The sequence below is a fragment of the Sphingobacterium sp. UBA1498 genome, assembly GCF_002325125.1.
Lineage (GTDB): Bacteria > Bacteroidota > Bacteroidia > Sphingobacteriales > Sphingobacteriaceae > Sphingobacterium.
The window spans coordinates 167,483-188,768 of sequence record NZ_DCRG01000003.1; the positions used below are offsets into that span (position 1 = coordinate 167,483).

The 21,286-nt window shown below is 41.1% G+C and carries 15 protein-coding genes and 1 other RNA gene; 7 read left to right on the forward strand and 9 right to left on the reverse strand.

Translation table 11 applies throughout. The features are described from left to right. Positions 1-157: 157 nt before the first annotated feature. From ffs to dprA, 4 genes are all read right to left on the reverse strand, one after another. An RNA gene (gene ffs, locus B3139_RS02275) (signal recognition particle sRNA small type) lies at positions 158-255 on the reverse strand. Positions 256-360: 105 nt separating this feature from the next. After that, on the reverse strand, positions 361-588 hold the full coding sequence (locus tag B3139_RS02280; RefSeq protein WP_209578636.1) for a DUF6814 family protein: 228 nt from the start codon (positions 586-588) through the stop codon (positions 361-363). Continuing rightward, complete coding sequence (locus tag B3139_RS02285; RefSeq protein WP_209578635.1) at positions 581-2,086, reverse strand: MFS transporter; 1,506 nt, start codon at positions 2,084-2,086, stop codon at positions 581-583. Before B3139_RS02285 ends, B3139_RS02280 begins: the two co-directional genes overlap by 8 nt. Before the next feature lie 112 nt (positions 2,087-2,198). Further along, a complete protein-coding gene (dprA, locus tag B3139_RS02290) occupies positions 2,199-3,317 on the reverse strand; it encodes a DNA-processing protein DprA (RefSeq protein WP_293879569.1) in 1,119 nt (372 codons plus the stop codon). Between the two features lie 206 nt (positions 3,318-3,523). Here dprA and B3139_RS02295 point away from each other — a divergent pair, with 206 nt between their 5' ends. Together B3139_RS02295 and B3139_RS02300 are read left to right on the forward strand one after the other, a co-directional pair. Next, on the forward strand, positions 3,524-3,757 hold the full coding sequence (locus B3139_RS02295) for a hypothetical protein (protein WP_209578633.1): 234 nt from the start codon (positions 3,524-3,526) through the stop codon (positions 3,755-3,757). A gap of 87 nt (positions 3,758-3,844) precedes the next feature. Continuing rightward, positions 3,845-4,435, forward strand: coding sequence for a hypothetical protein (locus B3139_RS02300; protein ID WP_293879570.1), 591 nt, complete (start codon positions 3,845-3,847; stop codon positions 4,433-4,435). On the opposite strand, the gene rsmG is transcribed toward B3139_RS02300, so the two are convergent. Continuing rightward, positions 4,436-5,071, reverse strand: coding sequence for a 16S rRNA (guanine(527)-N(7))-methyltransferase RsmG (gene rsmG, locus B3139_RS02305; protein WP_293879571.1), 636 nt, complete (start codon positions 5,069-5,071; stop codon positions 4,436-4,438). 22 nt (positions 5,072-5,093) lie between these two features. After that, positions 5,094-6,236, reverse strand: coding sequence for a glycosyltransferase (locus B3139_RS02310; RefSeq protein ID WP_293879572.1), 1,143 nt, complete (start codon positions 6,234-6,236; stop codon positions 5,094-5,096). A gap of 275 nt (positions 6,237-6,511) precedes the next feature. Between B3139_RS02310 and tgt the strand changes: the two genes are divergently transcribed. The 3 genes from tgt to B3139_RS02325 all read left to right on the forward strand — a co-directional run bounded on the left by tgt (position 6,512) and on the right by B3139_RS02325 (position 9,756). Then, a complete protein-coding gene (gene tgt / locus B3139_RS02315; protein WP_209578629.1) occupies positions 6,512-7,642 on the forward strand; it encodes a tRNA guanosine(34) transglycosylase Tgt in 1,131 nt (376 codons plus the stop codon). Positions 7,643-7,670: 28 nt separating this feature from the next. Further along, on the forward strand, positions 7,671-8,747 hold the full coding sequence (locus B3139_RS02320; protein ID WP_209578762.1) for an LptF/LptG family permease: 1,077 nt from the start codon (positions 7,671-7,673) through the stop codon (positions 8,745-8,747). 97 nt (positions 8,748-8,844) lie between these two features. Next, positions 8,845-9,756: a DMT family transporter gene (locus tag B3139_RS02325; RefSeq protein ID WP_209578628.1), complete on the forward strand. Its 912-nt coding sequence runs from the start codon at positions 8,845-8,847 to the stop codon at positions 9,754-9,756. 139 nt (positions 9,757-9,895) lie between these two features. Here B3139_RS02325 and B3139_RS02330 read toward each other — a convergent pair whose 3' ends face one another. Then, entirely contained in the window at positions 9,896-12,937 is a 3,042-nt protein-coding gene (locus tag B3139_RS02330; RefSeq protein WP_293879573.1) for a VIT domain-containing protein, read from the reverse strand. Between the two features lie 126 nt (positions 12,938-13,063). On the opposite strand from B3139_RS02330, the gene B3139_RS02335 reads away from it, so the two are divergent. Further along, positions 13,064-13,198, forward strand: a complete 135-nt coding sequence (locus B3139_RS02335) for a hypothetical protein (protein WP_293879574.1) — start codon at positions 13,064-13,066, stop codon at positions 13,196-13,198. A gap of 506 nt (positions 13,199-13,704) precedes the next feature. On the opposite strand, the gene B3139_RS02340 is transcribed toward B3139_RS02335, so the two are convergent. Continuing rightward, positions 13,705-15,165, reverse strand: a complete 1,461-nt coding sequence (locus tag B3139_RS02340; protein WP_293879575.1) for a glutamate synthase subunit beta — start codon at positions 15,163-15,165, stop codon at positions 13,705-13,707. Between the two features lie 17 nt (positions 15,166-15,182). Then, positions 15,183-19,697 (reverse strand): glutamate synthase large subunit, encoded by a 4,515-nt coding sequence (gene gltB, locus B3139_RS02345; RefSeq protein ID WP_293879576.1) that lies wholly within the window; start codon positions 19,695-19,697, stop codon positions 15,183-15,185. 307 nt (positions 19,698-20,004) lie between these two features. On the opposite strand from gltB, the gene B3139_RS02350 reads away from it, so the two are divergent. Continuing rightward, on the forward strand, positions 20,005-21,102 hold the full coding sequence (locus tag B3139_RS02350; RefSeq protein ID WP_293879577.1) for a mandelate racemase/muconate lactonizing enzyme family protein: 1,098 nt from the start codon (positions 20,005-20,007) through the stop codon (positions 21,100-21,102). Positions 21,103-21,286: the final 184 nt, after the last annotated feature.

The window sequence follows — 21,286 nt, forward strand, 5'->3', positions numbered from 1 at the left end:
TGAATGTATAGGCCACGCGATGAAAACGCCTTGTCTAACAGGCCTTCTATTCATAATGGGACTATGGGCCACCATTGGGATATATAAGACATTGAGCTGATTATTAGATTGAAATTAATTTTGAAGTGGCAGGTCAGCCAAAAATTAGGGTACAAAAAAAGGGTAAGCTACTTCTATCGCACCGCTCAACCAAATACCCTTGCTTTGTTCCCAACCTGGGGGAGTCAATGGGAGCTGGTCGTAGAAGACTTACCCGTCACAAAAGTAGAAAAAAAAACAGTTTTAGGAAAGAAAAAATGCTATTTTATCTTATGCGATTGATTATCATGGTGATAATTTGTTTGAATTGATGAAAAAGGCTTACATTTTGTTTTGATCATATTCTCCCAATAGCGAATAATACCCAAATAAGCCAAGTCCAATGGAGATAATCGGTGTCAAGATACATAGGATAATGATTCCAAATACTACATCTTCCTGGTGACCGGTGGAGATTTTTGGCAATGCCAGTTCAAAAACGGAAAAATAAGCGGTAAATAGCGCTAAAGTTATCCAGAGTATGCCAAGTAATTTTTTGATACTATTCATGATTAGTGGGAGTTGATTTGTTATTGATATAAATACTGCCGATGATAAAACATACAATTGCGATAATAATCGGATACCATAGTCCCGCAAGATAAAATTGTGGTGTCTGAGCTACTTCGGCATTGGTAGTTAGGTAGGTGGATACGGCGGGCAGGAGTCCACCGAATATTCCGTTTCCAACATGGTAAGGCAAAGACATGGACGTGTAGCGGATTTTTACCGGGAACAGTTCGACGAGAAAGGCTGCAATGGGACCATATACCATGGTAATATAAATCACCTGAATAAAGATAAGGAGAATGAGGCATATATAGTTCCAGTTGGCAATATGCACAGTTGTTGTGACTGTTTGCTGTCCTTTTAGTTTGCCTGATTGGTGTATTGTTTTAGCACGAGTGATTTCGGTTCCGTCGTCATATTGCGTTTTGACAACTGATTTTATTTCTGTTTTTTCTGTAACCGTCGGACTTTCGACTGTTTCATTCAGTTTGACTTTGTGCTCTGCATTGGAAAGTTGGTACATCGATTCATAAATTGGGCGATAGGTCAACACAGCGAGTAACATACCGCCGAGCATAATCCACTTTCGTCCAATTTTGTCACTGAGCCATCCAAACACGACAAAAAATGGTGTCCCTAAAAGTAGGGCTATCCCAAGAATGGTATCTGCCTGATCCGATTGGAGGTGCATCACTGTTTTCATGAAACTCATGGAATAGAACTGTCCGGTGTACCAAACAACACCTTGTCCCATGGCGGCACCAAATAGTGCGAGCAGCACAAATTTGAGGTTGTATCGGTTGCCGAAACTTTCTTTTAATGGATTTGTACTTGTTTTACCTTCTGCTTTAGCTTTGCTAAACTCGGGTGACTCCTTCATTTTTTTACGAATAAGGTAGGAGACATACACCATAACTAAAGAGAGTAAGAAAGGAACCCGCCATCCCCAGATGTCAAATTGTGATTCGGTGAGCAAGCTTTTGGTCAGTAGGATGACGACTAGTGATATAAAGAGGCCAAATGTCGCTGTTGTCTGTATCCAGGAGGTCCAGTATCCTCGCTGCCCAATAGGCGCATGCTCGGCCACGTAGGTTGCTGCGCCGCCATATTCTCCACCGAGGGCAAGACCTTGTAACAGGCGAAGGATCAAAACGAGCAGGGGAGCCCAAAATCCGATGCTTTCGTAGCTTGGAATGCAGCCTATGAGAAATGTTGCTCCGCCCATAAGCATTAAGGTAACCATAAAGGTATATTTTCGACCGATGATATCACCTAGTCGGCCAAAAAATAGTGCACCAAATGGGCGAACGACAAATCCAGCCGCAAATGTGGCTAATGTGGAAAGGAAAGCAGCTGTTGGATTTTCTGCGGGGAAGAATTTGGTGGAAATTACGATCGATAGGCTCCCAAAGATAAAAAAGTCATACCATTCGATGAGGGTTCCCATAGAGGATGCGCCGATGACTTTCCAGATACTTTTTGTGTTGTTTTCGTTCATTAATTGTTTGTTTTGTTGGTTTAGTTTATAATATTGAAAGTAACATGTCCTACTTTTTACTTCACATGTGCGTTGAATTGCAACGGTCTTTGGCTTTTTGGAGGATAGTGTATCAATTTTTTTGAGCTTCTACCATTCCAACCGTTTTATATCTTTTGCCAGGCAGGGCGTGAATGAATGATTGCATTTCGAGTTCCAGTAGGATTAATGCCAATTTGCTTTGCGGCCATTTTGTGAGTTCAATCAAGTGATCTAATTCGAGTTGTCCCTTTTGTTGAATGAGTGTAAAGAGGAGTTGCTGATCTTTTGTCAGTGTTAATGGGAGGCTAAGCTGTGGGGCAGCAGTTTTTTTTGTGATTTCCCAATTCATCAGGTATTCAAGATCCTGAAGTCCTCGAATCATATGCGCGCGGTTGGTTTTGATGAGGTAGTTGGTACCTTCAGCGCTTTTTTCATAAATGGAACCTGGGAAAGCACATACATCTCGGTTGTAGCTGTTGGCCAGTTCTGCGGTGATCAAAGCACCGCCTTTAATGGCTGCCTCCACGACAATGGTGACATCGGCGATTCCTGCTATAATTCGATTGCGCATAGGGAAGTTACCGCGTTCGGGTAAGGTATTGGAAGTAAATTCTGTCAGTAAGCCGCCATGGTCTAACATTTTTGCAGCAAGCTCGCGATGGGATGCTGGATAAATTCGATCGAGACCATGTCCTAATACGGCAATGGTAGGTAGATGGTTTTTTAATGCATTGCGATGTGCCAATGCATCTATACCATAGGCGAGACCGCTAACGATCAAGGTGTCTTTGGATCCATTCATGGCGTCCAGCAGATCTTCGCATATTTTCTGGCCATAGTGGGTTGCATGTCTAGTACCAACAATACTAATGATCTTCGAACTGTTTAGCGGCTGGTTCCCCTTATAGTAGACAACAAGCGGAGCATCTTCACATTGACGAAGCCTGTCTGGATAATTTTCGTCTTCCAACCACAAGGCTTGTATCTGGTGTTTTTCGATAAAAGCGAGTTCTTTTTCGCAGGCGGGCATATAACTTTTGTTGTATATTGCTTCAGCGATTGACTCCCGTATACCGAGAAGCTGCATCAATTCTCGTTTTGAATAGGTGAACACATCTGCTAGGCTATGACCTTGGTCAATGATATTGCGTGCTGTTCTAGGGCCAATGCCCTTGATTTGCGTCAAAGCTATGGGGTAAATTAGTTTCATAATTGGGTTTGTTTAAAGATAAGAAAAATATAAGTAGCTGCTGTACTTTTTGTTAGAATTGCTTGGAGCTACTGTATTTTTTGTTCCAATTAAGCAATATCGATAAGAGACGTAGGGGCGAGGTATAATATGGTATGAAATATCGGTCTATTTTGGAAAGAAAGAAGAGGAATTGGTAACTTTGTTCGACTAATGATATTTTAACGATGGAAATGAAAGAACCTTTTGATATTGAATTGGGAGATATAGTTTATTCTGTCTTCCCTGAAGAGGAGGATACCTATGTTATTTTTAAAGATGGCGCTGAATACGTCAAGATTATTAAAGATAATGATACAAACTGGTTAAAATTGAATCCGGAGACAGAACTACCTATGTTTGGAATGGATGAGGAAATCAATCTCATTGGCCTAGAAATCAAAAAAGAGTTAGGACATTAACTTTTTTAGTTAAAGATGGTTAAAAGGCGGTTAAAGATTTTTTAACCTTATTTTTAATTGATTATTTTTATTTAATCAATTGTAAATATGGTACGGATCGCATTGCTATCTTTAGTGTTTTTTTGTGTCTATTTCTCATTTTATCGGGAGAGGCTTTTTGCCTATCCGATGGTTTCTTATGATCAGGATACTATTGAGAAGAGAGGAAGTAAACGAGATACGCTTCGATTGGATACTGTTTTGATCAAACGTAAATCTGCTGGGGATAAATGGGATGAAAAAAAGGAGGAATATAAATCCATCTTTTTTTGGGGCGATACGAAAAACATGGTTACACTTCCCCATCGAGGTGGGATTGCTGTCAATCTAAACAAGCTTTACAATAAATTTAGCCGGAAGGGACGAAATTCAAGGAAGCTCCAGCGTCAGTTTGAAAAGGAATACCATCAGGATCTGATCCGGGAAGAATGGTATCCGCTGACGCAGGAGTATAGTAAGTTGTCGGGAGATTCGTTGCGCAAATTTAGGATATACTATGAGCCCTCCTTAAAATGGCTTCGAGATAATGATCGTTATGAGAAGATCGCTTATATCCATCAGTGTTTAACGAACTACCTCGATTCTGTAGACATTATCCATAGGCGGCTACAGTTTCCAATGGGTAATGCCAAGCTTTAACTACATCGGTACATATACCAGATATTTTGTGTCAAAGAAGTCTTCTTTAAAGTAATCTGATAGTGGATGTAATTCTGCTTTGAGTTTGGATTCTTTGATTTCTTCACTGAGATCGCCCCCTTTTAGATAAAGAATACCATTGGGAATTCCGTTTTTATCTTTTTTTGAAAACTTGTTTCTTATCCAAGGTGTAAATTCTGCGAGTCTTGTTACCGCTCTTGATAGCACAAAATCATATTTGTCGTCGAGTTGTTCGGCACGGATGTGGTCTGCTTCGACATTGTTAAGCCCTAATCCGGCTGCAACTTCACGTACGACTTTTATTTTTTTTCCAATCGAGTCGACCAAGTGGAATTTGACTTCAGGAAACATAATGGCCATTGGAATGCCCGGAAAGCCTCCTCCGGTCCCGACGTCCAAAATTTGTGTTCCAGGTGTAAACTCTTGGACAAATTTGGCGATACCTAACGAGTGTAATACATGATGCAGATAGAGGCTATCAATATCTTTACGTGAAATGACATTGATTTGGCTATTCCAAAACGTATATAGATCGGCTAGTTTTGCAAACTGCTCTTTTTGACTATCGGTCAGTTTTGGAAAATAATTATAGATGATATCGACTGTTGGATTCAAAGTGTGATATTTTAAATGTGAACTATTTCCAGCTTATTTTTTTCTTTTTTCGGCTGAACATACCATTGATGCAAATATAGAAATAGTAGATGAAGTCTACCAAAGGCAACCACCAAATCAGTTCCTTTACAGCTAGTTTTTTATAGATGTTGTTAAATATTATCCATTGTGCAATAAGCCGAAGGAGGTAGGCACTCAAAGGCACATACCAGTACATTGGGAAAGCAACTGTGGTCGCAATGATCGTTATGTAAAAAAGGAACGCGGATACCAGCTGGGTACCCAGCATGCGTTGATGACGTTTTTTATAAATAGTAGATGCACCTGAATGCCTTGCTTTTTGTTTGTAGTAGCTTTTCCAAGTCGTTTTGGGTTCCGAATAGACCATGGATTCTGCCGACAGTACGATGTTGACATTGATCGGATTTGCATTTTGGTTGACGAAGAGATCATCATCGCCAGATTTAATATGCATGTGGGCCGCAAACCCTTTGTTTCGAAAGAAGAGATCTTTTTTGTAGGCCATATTCCGACCGACCCCCATATATGCATCCCCTTTCAGGGCATAGGAGAAATAACTCATGGCCGTATGACTGGTTTCAAATCGAATCAATAGATTTAATAAACTTTTTTTCTTAAAATACGGGGAATAGCCGAGCACAATTTCTGTTTCAGGTCTGAAAGCGGCTGCGACTTCTTTAAGCCACTGATTGGATTGTGGTGCACAGTCGGCATCAGTAAACACCAGTGTCTGGTGTTTTGAAGCCTTGATACCCATACTTACGGCGAACTTTTTGCCATGTTTTAAGCGTATATGTTCTTTGATATCAACAATTTTTAAATGCGGATATTTTGCTTCGAATTCATGTAATATCCAAGGCGTATTGTCTGTCGAAAAATCATTGACAACGATTACTTCAAAATTAGGATAGTCTTGATGCATGATGTCCGGGAGGAATTGGGCGATATTATCCTGTTCATTGTGTGCACAAATAATTACGGATAGCGGCGGGAATTCCGTTCCTTCTTGTACTGGTTTAATTTGATAACGGCTCAATTTACTATATACAAATAAGATGTAGTATAATTGTATACATAGAAAAAGGCCCAATACTCCGAAAGCAATATAGGGGAGATTGGCCAAAAATACGTGAAGGTCAAGCATAGCTCACAAAGATAAGTGCTTTCCACAACTTTTTTACAGCTGAAAAATGATAATTTATTTTTGAAACATCCTGTTTGCAAATCTTTTTATAGTATTTTTGCAACATATTCTAGGGATGAATCCCAATTTAGGTGGGTATTAGGTAGGTTATCGTAGTTTTTTAAGCTATAAATAATTGATAATGAGCTTGTAATTAGTTGTGGGCAAATACTTATGGCGCCATCTTTCTGGCAAATCATCCTTTAAAATAGAAATAGTCTCAGAGGAAAATATTAATGAAATTTACGCTACAAGCACAAGATAAGCTGTCTAAAGCACGTGCAGGTGTTGTCGAAACTGCACACGGTCCCATTCAAACACCTATTTTTATGCCTGTTGGTACGGCAGGTACAGTGAAAGCAATTCATCAACATGAATTGAAGAATGATATTGAAGCGCAGATTATTTTGGGTAATACCTATCATTTGTATTTACGACCAGGATTGAATGTATTGAATAAAGCGGGTGGATTGCACAAGTTTAACGGTTGGGATGGTCCTATTTTGACCGATTCGGGTGGTTATCAGGTGTATTCATTGACTGAAGTACGTAAGATTAAAGAAGAGGGGGTTACCTTTCGCTCTCATATTGATGGATCAAAGCATCTATTTACACCAGAAAATGTAATGGATACGCAACGTATTATCGGTGCCGATATCATTATGGCATTTGATGAGTGTACACCGTATCCATGTGATTATAATTATGCACGTCGTTCTTTGGATATGACGCATCGCTGGCTGAAACGTTGTGTGGATCGTTTTGATAGTACGGATCCGCTTTATGGCTATGATCAAACTTTATTTCCAATTGTTCAAGGTTCTGTTTATAAAGATTTAAGAATAAAATCTGCAGAGACTATTGCCTCATTTAATCGTGATGGGAATGCGATTGGCGGATTGTCGGTAGGGGAGCCTGCGGAAGAAATGTACGCGATGACCGAGGTTGTCTGCGATATCTTGCCGCATGACAAGCCACGTTATCTTATGGGGGTGGGTACACCAGTGAATATTCTTGAAAACATTGCGTTAGGGGTGGATATGTTCGATTGTGTCATGCCAACCCGCAATGCCAGAAATGGTATGCTGTTCACACAAAATGGGATTATCAATATCAAAAATGAAAAGTGGAAAGATGATTTTTCGCCAATAGAAGTGGAAAGCGATTTGCATGCAGATCAATTTTATTCAAAAGCTTATCTTCGACATTTGATTAAATCGCAAGAAATTCTTGGAGCACAAATTGCTTCTTTACATAATTTACATTTTTACCTTTGGTTGGTTAATCAGGCTAGGGAGCGAATCATTGATGGGACTTTCTACGATTGGAAAAGCAAAATGGTAAAAATATTGGATCAACGTTTATAAGACTAACTCGTTCAAGTTAAAGGAAATGCTGTCGTTAATCGATCGTTACATTATTAAAAAGTATCTATCTACTTTTTTATTCACCATGGCCATATTTACTGTTGTCATGGTGGTTTTCGACGTGTCCGAACGATTGGATGATTTTTTAAAGTATCATGCTCCTCTAGATAAGATTATTTTTGAGTACTATGCTGGGTTCATTCCTTTTTATCTGAATTTTCTTTGTCCATTGATCAATTTTATTGCGGTTATCTTCTTTACGTCAAAAATGGCGGATCAAACTGAAATTGTACCGATTCTAAGTGCTGGGTATAGTTTTAATCGGCTTCTTCGTCCTTATATGATTGCAGCTACTTTGATTTTTGCCGTTTCGCTGGTGTTCAATATTTTTATTATTCCGAATACCAATAAGATGAAGGTTGATTTTGAAAACATCTATGTTAAGCCACCTAAGGATAATTCAAGGGTTTCTACCCATATGCAATTGGACAAAGACAGCTATGTGTATATAGACAATTTTGATAATACGACCAAAACAGGTTACGGATTTGTTCTTGAAATTTTTAAGGGGGATACGCTTAAAGAAAAAATGATGGCTGACCGTATTACTTGGGACTCAGTGGCCACGAAGTGGAAGATTGAAGGGTATACCAATCGTATTATCAATGGATTGCATGAACGCATGGAAAAAGGTACTGTTAAAGACACTACCTTAGATATGAAACCTTCGGATTTTGAGGTGCGTGATAATATGTTTACTGCAATGGATACACACGAATTGAATATTCGTATCCGTAAAGAGGAGATCCGTGGTACCGGCGTCATGAACGATTTATTGCTTGAGAAATACAAGCGTTATGTGTATCCATTTTCAGCTTTTGTACTGACCTTGATGGGGGTGGCACTGTCCTCCAAGAAAGTGCGTGGGGGGATAGGATTGAGTCTGGGTATCGGTATCGCGTTAAGCTTTACGTATATCGTCTTTATACAGTTTGCAACTATGTTTTCTTTGAAAGGGGGACTACCACCGTTGATAGCCGTATTAATTCCAAATGTTACTTTCTTTTTGGTAGCAATATATCTGGCGATTAAAGCGCCAAAATAAATTTTTGTTCAGTTTTCAATAACTTCAGTGAGCCTGCCTTATTAAGGGAAATAGTAGGTATTGCTCATCATTTCCATACACATGTATTTTAGAGAATATGACTAAAATTAAATTAAATCGGAATATTCTAATTCTGCATTTAACAATACTTATTTGGGGATTTACCGGAATTTTGGGGAGTCTGATCTCCGTATCTGCCCTTCATTTGGTATGGTATCGCGTTGCAATAGCATCTATTGCTCTGCTGATCTATTTCTTGGTGACCAAACAATCTATATTAGTTTCGAGGAAGCAGTTTCTCCAATTTTTTATGGTAGGAGCGGTGGTTGGCCTGCATTGGGTACTATTCTTCTATTCGATCAAAGTTTCTACAGTTTCAGTGACGTTGGTAACACTTTCGTCGGTGACATTATTCACGGCAATATTGGAACCTATTGTGAATAAAAAGCGCATCGCGCGTTTGGACATTGTAGTGGGGCTAGTCATTATTATCGGTATTTATACGATCTTTTCTTTTGAAACGCATTATCTAGTCGGTCTGCTGGCTGGACTTGGCTGTGCTTTTTGTGCGAGTATATTTTCAATTGCCAATGCGCGGATGGTTAAGAAATCGAGCCCTACACTGATTACGTTTTATGAGATGATGGGGGCGTGCTTTTGGATAAGCATATTGATGCTGTTTACAGGAGATTTTAATGCCGGGATGCGATTGGGACAGCAAGATTTAATCTATCTTTTATTGTTAGGTGTGGTTTGTACTGCTGTGGCTTATGTGATGGGTGTTGCTGTCATGAAGGAATTGTCAGCATTTACTGTTGCGCTGACGACGAATTTAGAGCCAGTTTACGGTATTCTACTTGCGATGCTGATTTTTGGGCAAAAGGAAACAATGAGTGGTGGATTTTATCTCGGCGCTTGTATTGTTTTAGGAGCGGTGTTCACTTACCCTTATGTAAAAACCAAATTGGAAAATAGACAAAAGGATTTGGTTATCCGTAAATTGCATTAATTGAATGAGGTGCTATCCAATCTTTTTGGACAGCACCCGATTCATGTGACTTTAGACGTCTCCCATTACTGCATCGTTTCATAGATTCAATTTTCAACGGATTCATTTGACTTTTTGATCACCTTTTGTCTCTGTTTATCTATTGAAATGAAAATTCACCAATCCCTACATTGCGCTCTTTATTGCGGTCAAGATAGATCGTGACGATTTTTCGTTCCTGCTTTCCACTGCTGTAATAGGTGTAGATTTCGGCCATAACTGCGGCAGGACCAGCTAAAGTGAGTGAATTGTCATTATAGAAATCTACCTCAATTTTGTACGTTCCATGAAGTGCTTTTTTCAATAAAAATTGTTCTGGTCCATATCCTCCGGTGAAGTCATTGCTGAGTCGGCCCCCGATTGCTGTGGCAGGATTACTATAGAAACATTTTTCTCCATTTGGATCCGTTACCCAGAGATCGATATCTGTGTTTTGTGAATTCCAGTTAATAACAACGCGGATATCCACAGGCAGGTCAGCAATCAATTTTTTGTTCACCGCAACTTTGGAGCTTGCAGCTTTGTTTGCTTTAATGAGATTATTGATTTCCATGAGCAATGTTTCTTCGATGCCCTCATCGCGATCGGCAGCTTCTGGGGAGTAGCTCTGGGTCAAAATCCCATATAATTGTTCTAGTGCCTCCTTGAACATCCCTTTGTCTTGTAAAACGAGGGCATAATCGCGGTGACTTTGAGGATCCATTGGCCGCCATTTCAACACTTTGGCTGTAATGAATAGTGCTTTATCGTAATCTCCCCATTCGCGTAGTTTGTATGAAATGGTTTTATAGAGATCGGCATTTTCGATCTGCAAGTCAGCCAGTGCGCTTAGGATTAGTACGGCTTTTTGTTTATTTCCTCTTTTATAGAAGAAATTTGCGACATCAAAATAGAAAGTTGGTGTTCCCATGTATTGGTTCCGAAGTTGGAGGTAGCTTTTGTAGGGATCTTTGGATTGATCGAGTTCTTTAAGATAGGCCTGATCTTCTTTAATGTCGGGTATGCTGATTTTTCCACGGATGTTGTCGATGCTGTTGCCCGTTGGTACGCCCGCTACAGGTTCTTCCAAGGATTGAACAACAACGGATTCGTGAAGAACGTCGTCAGATGTGGTTGCCATTGCTAATTCGCTTGTTGCTGCCTTGGCGGTATTTGAATTGCCAACGACTGATATTCTTTTTTCGCTGGCAGCATCTGATGACCTCAATTCTTCGGCGCGTGTTGTCGCGACAGGACTGGCTGAAGCACGTGACGGAACAGGTGTAACAGGAACAACTCCGGTGGCGATCTCTTCGACAGCCATATAGTCTGTGGGCTCAATCTGCGTGTCCCGTTGTGGATATTTCTTTTTTGCCCGAAAGTCTGTATTCCACCAGGAGCGAAGTTCTTCTGCGCTATTTTCGGCTTTATCTAAGAGATTCGCTACACGCTCTTCCCTTTCGATAGCATGTTCTTTTTTGAGTGCATTAAATTGCGGAAGTAATTCTGCTGGAGGTGTTATTGCATAACGTATGTAATCTTCTACAGTTTCCAGTACAATTAGGCTAGTATTTCGCGTCACGATTCCGAACTGTTTACCCAGGGTTTCTATTTCCTCACGATTATTGTCGTATTGAAGGTCCAATGCTTCGATTTTCTTTTGTGCCCAGATCTGCTGCAGGTCAATTTCACCATGATCTTGATGCAGCGCTATGCTTACTTCTTTTGGGGTATGTTGTCCATCTCCTACAAGTAATGTGAGTTGCTTCAATCCTAGGTATTTTCCTATTCCAGCAATAGAAAAATTGGCTTGTATAGGGGTTCCTTTCTTAGGGTAAACTTCATCGAAATCATTGTGCTCTTTTATTCCCAAGTAAAGAAGATCGATTGTATTTAGATTGTGGTAGGCTTGATTTACGGAAACATTGGTCAAATTGATCATCTTTCCGCTATGTTTCTGAGCAATCTCTTTTAGGATACCGTAGTCAGATCCACTGGACGAAGTAATGCAATAAACGGGATTTTCAAGGGTAATTTCACTTTGGCCAAATGTGGAAAGTCCGTCGGTAAACAGCAGGTAATTGCTGGCTTTTATTACTCCAGGTTTTATTTGACTATAATCTGTGCCGCCATCGTAGTCCATTTGTTTGAGATAACTTTTAAGTTCATCCCAATTACCTTGTCTAACTTGAAACGTCGGTCCTTTTACAAATTGGATGTCCAATAAACCCATTTCAACCTGCATGTTAGGATTATCTTTAAAAAAGAGATCTAATAGGGCAAGTTCCTTTTCTATAGCTCTATTTTTAGTACTCAGTGAACGGTCCCAGATAATTCCGATGGTGTCGCCCCATTTTTTCTGAGTAGGTTTCACGGAATTGATGCTTGCATTGGCAAGAAAATAAAAAGTCTTATCATGATTTGTTTGAAATAAGCCCGATGACTCTTTGCTGTCTGTTGGCAGTAGAATGACCAGATTCCGCTGGGATTGAAAATGTTGTTTACGTAAAGAAGCTGTGTAATTGTTGTTGTGTTGGGAGAATGCTAGAGAACCATCTGGTTTTTCTGTGAAATCTGGTTTATGGCTGTCTTGAAGGACATGAATATCCAAGGCAAAGTTATGAATGGCAGCGGTGTAAGTTAACGGCAAATAGTAATAACGTGCCTGATCGGATTCCGTAGTTAGATTTTCGGAATAACTGATCTGAATAGTCCGTTTACCATTCGCTGGCAAAGGATAAATGCGGGTACGGAAGTTGTTACCCTCAACTTTCTCCAATAGTCCGGGGTCGACACGATGTGTTTCTATACTTTCAAAAACTTCGGTGCCTTTATTTTTATCGACTGCAACTGCTTGCCGTAATTTGCCATTGATATCTAAGGCATAGCCGCTCACCGATACGCCTTCCGGCATAGGGAATGTCAGTTCGCCCTCGAGATCGCGATTGGTTTTATTTTCAAACACCATTGTCATCGTCGTTTTGGCGATATTTCCGAAGATGGCAACTTCTACTTTTAGGTCTGCCAACACAACGTTGTCTTGCCGACCATCGTCGTTTTTAATTTTTAAACTGGGTATCTCTCGCGTAGTTCTGATCTGAGATTTTGTATCTACATTGGAAAATACCAAAACTATGAAAAGGGCAATTATGATCTTTTTCATCTTTCTATTTTTAGTAGGTGAGGGCAGAGAATGTACCGTTGATTCGCTGCACAATTAGCTATTTATTTTTGTAGTGATGCATTAAAAAGTAAAATTCCATAACTGGGTGTATTTAATTGATGCGATATGATGGAGCGTACCGATTTGCAGGCTGTAAGAGGAATCGCTGCCGTGAGCAATTCAACATTTATTGTCTTGGAACGCGACGGGGAATATGTGACAGAAGCATCTCGTTCTACTGTATTTAAGAAAAATTTATAAAACAGATCTTTCTGGCGCAACGGATATCTCGGATACGAATAATACTGCAACTGGGAAATTATTTGATGGTAAAACTGCCGAGGAACTCAAAGATGCGGCTACATTGGCAAAATATACTATTAAACCAGTCCAAAAGACCATGGTTGCCGATTTTAATGACTGACATCCAGGAATTGTATCCGCATGATAAAGCAGCGGGCTTGGCTGTCATTAATCCATACTTGATCGCGGTATGTAATGATGATGATTTTGGGGTAACCGGAAAAGGTTTCTATGAATCGAAAATATTGCCTTACATAAAGACCGTTGACAAAAACAGTATTTATTTTATTAAACTTAAGACTCTTTGAAATAGGTGCTAATTATTGATGATAAAAAGGTCCGTTGAGCATTCAATGGACCTTTTTATCATTTTATACTGCGCAAGCTTTTGTTCTTATTACTAAAGATTAAACAGTGGCTTGGCATATTACTGGTATGTGGGCTCTATTGCGCGCGCCCAACTTTTATGCATTTATTGTTGCCAAGAAATCTTTGCTTTCAAGTTCGGAATATCCCATCAGGTATTCGTCTACTTTTCTGGCACACTCGCGTCCTTCAGAGATCGCCCAAACAACCAAGGATTGTCCCTTACGACAGTCTCCGGCAGTGAAAATATTGTCAATGGTGGTTTGGTAGTCTTTGTCATTCGCCAAGATATTTCCTTTTTGATCGACACGGACGCCTAGTTGTTCTAGCAGTGTATGCTCGGTATGTTGATATCCAATGGCCAATAATACGAGATCGGCTGGTATTTCACGGATTTCAGATTCGCCTAAGCGGGTTCTTCGTCCGAATTCATCCACTTCGTATTGAACCTCTTTGATTTTTACAGCTTTGATATGGCCATTTTCATCTTGAACGAATTCTTGGGTTTCTGTAGCCCAAAGTCTTTCACACCCTTCTTCTTGAGATGAGGATGTGCCAAATGTAAGCTTATCCATGGGCCAGGGGTTGCTTTTTAGCCGTTCTTTGGATGGCGTTGGTTTACGGGCAATCTGTGTGATACTTTTCGCACGGTGACGGTTGGATGTACCGATACAGTCTGATCCAGTATCACCGTCGCCAATGACCACAACATGTTTGTCTGTTGCCAGGATACGGTCCTGATCGATCGTAATTCCGCTTACTTCTTTATTCTGTTGGGTCAAAAAGTCCATGGCAAAATGGATACCTTTGGCATCATGTCCTGGTAATTGCATATGCCAGGGTACAGTTGATCCTGTTGCCAATACAATAGCGTCGTAAGCTTTTAATTCGTAAACACTTATATCTTTGCCCACTTCAGTATTCACCTTGAATTCGATTCCAGATTCTTTCATGAGGTTGATACGACGATCAATCACTGATTTTTCTAATTTAAAATCGGGAATACCATAGCGTAGTAATCCTCCAACCTGGTCATCGCGTTCGAATACAACAACATCATGACCTGCTTTATTGAGCTGTGCAGCTGCAGCCAGTCCTGCTGGGCCGGAACCGACGACAGCGATGCGCTTGCCTGTTTTTAAATAGCTTTTGTAAGCTTTGACATAGCCCTTTTTGAAAGCAATTTCGATGATGTGTTTTTCGATCTCTTCAATAGTGATCGGAGTACTATGAATACCCAGTACACAGGCCGACTCGCAGGGTGCCGGACATATTCTGCCTGTAAATTCTGGAAAGTTATTGGTGGAGGATAAAATCTGATAGGCCTCTTCCCATTTTCCATCGTATACAGCATCATTAAACTCAGGGATAACATTGCCCAATGGACAGCCCGAATGGCAGAATGGAATACCGCAGTCCATACAGCGCGCGGCCTGTTTATTAAGTTCATTCTCAGAATAACCTTTGTTAAATTCCTTGAAGTGCTGTACGCGTGCTTCGACAGCTTCTTTTGTTGGAAGCACGCGCTCAAATTCTTTAAAACCTGTAATTTTTCCCATGATTTGTGCTTCCTATATTATGCTTCAACTAATTTTTGACGAATGACATTTTTGTATTCTCTTGGGAATACCTTAATGAATTTATTTTTTTCTCTTGACCAGTTTTGTAAAATAAAATCTGCTCTGCGACTATTGGTAAGCAAGATATGACGTTTTAACAAAGCAATAATTGCGGTTTCGTCTTCACTTTCCAATGGATCTAAGTCAACCATTTCTTGATTACAATTATCGCGGAAATCTTCGTTAATGTCGTAGATCCATGCGATACCGCCACTCATTCCGGCAGCGAAATTACGGCCTGTTGCACCCAAAATCAGCGCTCGGCCTCCGGTCATGTATTCACAACCGTGGTCTCCAACTCCTTCAACCACGGCGGTAGCTCCTGAGTTACGTACGGCGAAACGTTCACCTGCCTGCCCATTGACGAATAGATGACCCGAGGTTGCACCAAATAGTGCTACGTTGCCAATAATGATATTATCTTCTGGTACAAGCGCACTTTCTGCTACTGGATAGATTGCTAACTGAGCTCCTGATAATCCTTTTCCAACATAATCGTTGGCTTCACCTTGTAACTCAAAGGAAAGGCCTTTGGTAGAAAATGCGCCGAAGCTCTGTCCCGCAGAACCTTCAAATTTGAAGTTGATGGTGTTGTCAGGTAGGCCTTCGGAACCGTAGAGTTTGGAGATTTCGTTGGACAGCATTGTTCCTATGGTACGGTCTGTATTTTTTACTTTAAAGGTGCCAAATACAGGCGTTTTGGTATCTAGCGCTAATTTAGACTGTTTCAATAAGCCCCAATCTAAAATCATGGCCATACCGTGATCTTGCTCTTCGGTATTGTATAGTGATTGTCCAGGTTCGTTGCGCTCTACGTGCAATATATCGGTAAAGTCAATTTTCTTGGCTTTCCAATGATCTATATTCTCGCGTTTTTTTAAGAACTGAGCTCGTCCAACCATTTCGTTGATGGTGCGGAATCCAAGATAAGCCATTGTTTCGCGCACTTCTTCTGCCAAGAAAGTGAATAAGTTGACAATATCTTCTGGTTTTCCAGAGAACAGTTTCCGTAATTCGGGGTCTTGGGTTGCTACCCCCACGGGACAGGTGTTCAAGTGGCATTTGCGCATCATGATACAACCGCCGGCCACTAGGGCAGCAGTGGACACACCCCACTCTTCGGCTCCTAATAGTGTTGCAATGATGATGTCACGACCTGTTTTTACCTGACCATCAGCTTGAAGTACTACGCGGCTGCGCAATTTGTTTTTCACCAGTGTCTGATGGGCTTCTGCAAGACCCAATTCCCAAGGTAATCCCGCGTGTTTGATTGAGCTGATTGGGGATGCACCTGTTCCGCCGTCAAAACCTGCAATGAGGATGACGTCGGCGTGAGCTTTCGCAACTCCGGCAGCAATCGTGCCGACGCCTGCTTTAGATACTAATTTTACGTTGATTCTTGCTTGGCGGTTGGCATTCTTTAAGTCAAAGATGAGCTGTGCTAAATCTTCGATAGAGTAAATGTCATGATGCGGTGGAGGGGAGATTAGTCCTACACCGGGTGTTGAATGCCGGGTTTTTGCGATCCAGGCATCAACTTTAGGTCCTGGTAATTGTCCCCCTTCACCTGGTTTGGCTCCTTGCGCCATCTTAATCTGTAACTCATCTGCTTGCGTCAGGTAATTGGATGTAACACCAAAACGTGCCGAAGCGACTTGTTTGATTGCTGAACGCATGGAGTCTCCATTTGGGAGGGGTTTATAACGCAATTCATCCTCTCCACCTTCACCGGTATTGGATTTTGCTCCGATACGGTTCATGGCTATGGCGAGTGTACTGTGTGCTTCGTGCGAGATTGAACCAAAAGACATGGCACCTGTAGCGAAACGTTTAAGGATCTCACTGGCAGGTTCTACTTGTTCTAGTGGAATGGAATTGCGATGTTTTGCAAAGTCCAGTAATCCACGAAGGGTAAACATATGTTCTTTTTGCTCGTTGATTTTCTGCGCGTATTTTTTATAGGTCGCGTAGTCTCCAGTGCGACAGGCCTGTTGTAAGAGGTGGATTGTGTCTGGATTCCAAAGGTGTCCTTCACCTCGGCGTTTCCATTGGTAAATACCACCTTCTGGCAATAGATTTTGTGGGGTACGGCTTTTTTCGAATCCGCGCCAGTGTTTTGAGAGTGCTTCTTTAGCAAGATCATCTAAGGTCATGCCACCAATGCGTGAAACAGCTCCACAAAAGAATTTATCGACGACAGATTTGTCGATACCGAGCACTTCGAAGATCTGCGCTCCGTGATAGGATTGTAATGTTGAGATTCCCATTTTAGAGAAAATTTTCAACAATCCATTGTTGACGGCTTTCACGTAGTTTTTGGATAATTCTGGCCATGTCAGTTCGGTATCCAATGTATTTTGTTCTTTCATGGTACGGATACTGGCTAATGCCATATAGGGATTGATAGCTGTAGCACCGAATGCCAATAAGCAAGCGAAGTGATGCACTTCCCAAGCATCGCCCGCTTCAACCACTAACCCTACTGCACCGCGATTTCCGGTTTTGATCAAATGGTGGTGCACCGCCGATACAGCGAGTAAGGAGGGGATCGCAGCGTGTTTGGAGTCGATTGCGCGATCCGAAAGGATTAAGACTTCAAAACCATCACGCACAGCATCATCAGCATAGCGACACAGGCGCTCTAGACCTGCTTCTAACGCCCCAGGCTTGCCATCTGAGCGGAAGTAGGATTGAATGGTTTTTGCTTGGAATAACCCTGTATCGATGGAACGCAATTTTTCCAGTTCTTTGGAGGTTAAGATCGGATGTGGTAAAGTTACACAGTGACAGAATTTTTTGTCTTCGATCAGAATATTGCCGGCGTTACCGATGAATGTTGCTAAACTCATGACCAAGCGTTCGCGAATCGGATCGATTGGTGGGTTGGTTACTTGGGCAAAAAATTGCTTAAAATAACTTGAAATATGCTGTGGTTGGTCCGAGAGTATCGCTAAGGGGACATCTGAACCCATTGATCCGGTGGGTTCGTACCCTGTTAAAGCCATTGGGGTCAGGATCGTTTCTAGATCTTCCCGGGAGAAACCAAATGTCTTCTGATATTTGAATACGGAATCTTTGGAAAGGTAGGTGTAGGTAACTCGAGGTTCTTCGAGTTCTTCTAATTTGATTTTATAATTGTCTAACCATTCGCTGTAGGGTTGTTGATTGATCAATTGATCTTTTACTTCTTTATCGGTAAGGATACGGCCCTGTTCCATGTCGACAAGAAAAATCTTACCTGCTTGTTGCCTTCCTTTTTTGATGATGGTAGATTCGTCGATTGGAAGTGCCCCAGCTTCAGAAGCAACCACAACGCGGTCGTCAGAAGTGACGGCATAGCGCAACGGACGGAGGCCGTTACGGTCTAACGTAGCGCCAATGTGTTTACCATCGGTAAAACAAAGCGCTGCAGGACCATCCCAAGGTTCCATTAATGTGGCGTGATATTCGTAGAAAGCGCGTTTTAACGGATCCATTTGTGTGTTGCCATCCCAAGCTTCAGGAACTAACATTAACATGACATGGGTTAAACTACGGCCGCTATGTAAAAGCAATTCGGCAACATTATCGAGACATGCAGAGTCTGACTGACCACGGTCTACAACAGGGAGCAGGATTTCCATTTCCTCTTCTGTAAAGTAAGGCGATGATAATGCACGCATGCCTGCATAAAACCAATTGAGGTTACCTGTCAAGGTGTTGATCTCGCCATTGTGTGCCAACATCCGGAAAGGCTGTGCGAGTGACCATGAAGGGAATGTATTGGTTGAAAAACGAGAGTGAACTAATCCGAAAGCAGATACTACACGAGGATCGCGTAAATCGAGATAATAGGTTCCGACTTGGTATGTTGTTAATTGACCTTTGTAAATAATTGTTTTGCAAGAAAGGGATGCAAAGTAAAGTGGGAGAGGGTATTCTTGTTGTTGTTTAACTTTTTGGATGATCAGGCGACGTAGTACAAAAAGCTTGCGTTCAAATTCTTCAGTGTTTGAAACGCCGTCCGGTCTGCTGACAAAAAATTGGACAATCTCGGGTTCCGCACTGAGCGCTGTTGGTCCAATACCTTCACGATTGACAGGTACTGGACGGTAGCCAAGGAATTTCATACCCCTTTCTGCTGCCGCTTCCTCAATCAAGTCCCGACATATTTTGTTCATGTCTTCTTCTTTAGGAAGAAAGACCATACCTGTGCCATAATAACCTGGCTCCTCCAGTTGTATACCCAAGTTGATACATTCTTCCCATAAAAATTCATGGGGAAGCTGGATCATGATACCTGCTCCGTCACCGCTTTCTGGGTCACAGCCACAAGCACCGCGGTGCTCCATATTCTCCAGCATGGTTAATGCATCCTTTACTTGTGCGTGTGATTTATTTCCTTTGATATGGGCGACAAAGCCTACCCCACAGGCGTCATGCTCAAAATTAGGGTCGTAAAGGCCCTCCGTTTTCGGTCTCTGTTCGATCATCTTTCCTTTTCAAATAATTATGATTGCTAATATAGGAATAAAAATCGTAAATATTATAAATATTATAATTAAAATGTGTTTAATTTGATTTTATCATTTCTTTTAACAGGTTTTGTTGCTGATATTGTATTTAATATTTACTACTGTTAAGACATGTTAACGCACACGTGAATAATGCATCATTTGGCAATATTTTTTTGTGGGATATGGAAAAAGCATCCCAAGATTGCGAGAATATATATAAATTAGGCAAAGTATTGCATATTCTTTTATGCTGTATCGACATGACTTAACTAAATAGAATGAGATGAAAATAACTGAAATTGAAATTTATCGATTAAGCATTCCTATGGAACCTTTTGTCATTGCGACAGGGACAATGGACTATGCGCAAAATACTTTTATACGTATATATACCGATGCCAATATATATGGTGTGGGCGAATGTTCTGCCTTTCCGATGATCGTTGGAGAAACACAAGATACTTGCTTAGTTCTGGCAAGAGATTTTGCAAAGATCTGGAAGGGGCGCGATCCTTTGGCTATAGAAGAGCGTTTGGCAGAATTGGACCTATATATCGCCGGTAACAAGACGATCAAATCAGCTTTTGATATGGCCTTGCATGATCTGGCGGCCAAACATGCTGGTCTGCCACTTTATCAGTTTCTAAAGGGAGCGAAGCGAGAGATTACGACAGATATCACCTTAGGGATTGCTTCGCCGGAAGAGATGGCACTGAAAGCAAAGCGTTTACAGGACGAAGGTGCGGTCATGTTGAAAGTTAAACTGGGGAAGGATCCGAAAATAGACATTGCACGTATTCGAGAAATACGTAAGGCTGTTGGATTCGAGATGCCTATTCGCGTTGATGCAAATCAAGGTTGGTCTTATGCGGGTGCAATAGAAGCATTGCGGGGATTAGAGCCTTTTAAGATACAATTTTGTGAACAGCCTATGCGTACATGGAACGATGAGTATTTGCCTCAGTTGCGCGCAGAAACAATTGTTCCTGTGATGGCGGATGAATCGGTTTATTCTCACCATGACGCGGAACGCCTCTGTAAAGCCGGTGCTTGCGATTATATCAATATTAAATTTTCAAAATCAGGTGGTATTCAAGAAGCTTTAAAAATTCATGATATTGCCGCTGAATATGGGATTATCTGTATGATCGGTGGCATGTTGGAATCGCGACTTGCGTTGGCGGCAAAAGTACATTTTGCGTATGCTGCTCCACATGTCAAGTTTTTTGATTTGGATACCTGTATGGTTGGCCATCTTAAAGATCCCGTGATCGGAGGTATTCGATATGAAGGATATAAAATACATATTTCAGACGAAATTGGTATCGGGGCTGATATAGACCAAGTGTTCTTGGATAGTTGTGAGAAATGGATCATTTAAATTGTGGTAAATTATGAATAGTATGAATTGGGGAATAGGGATACAAGAGATTATTGTTCTGATTATTATCGTTATCTTTTTGGTAGCGGCCTATTTGTTTTTCTCTAAGTTGTTGAAAAAGTAGGTTTAGTTGGCGTTTAAAAAAAATGTGCTGTATACTCGTTTTGAATCTCGATTGGAACGA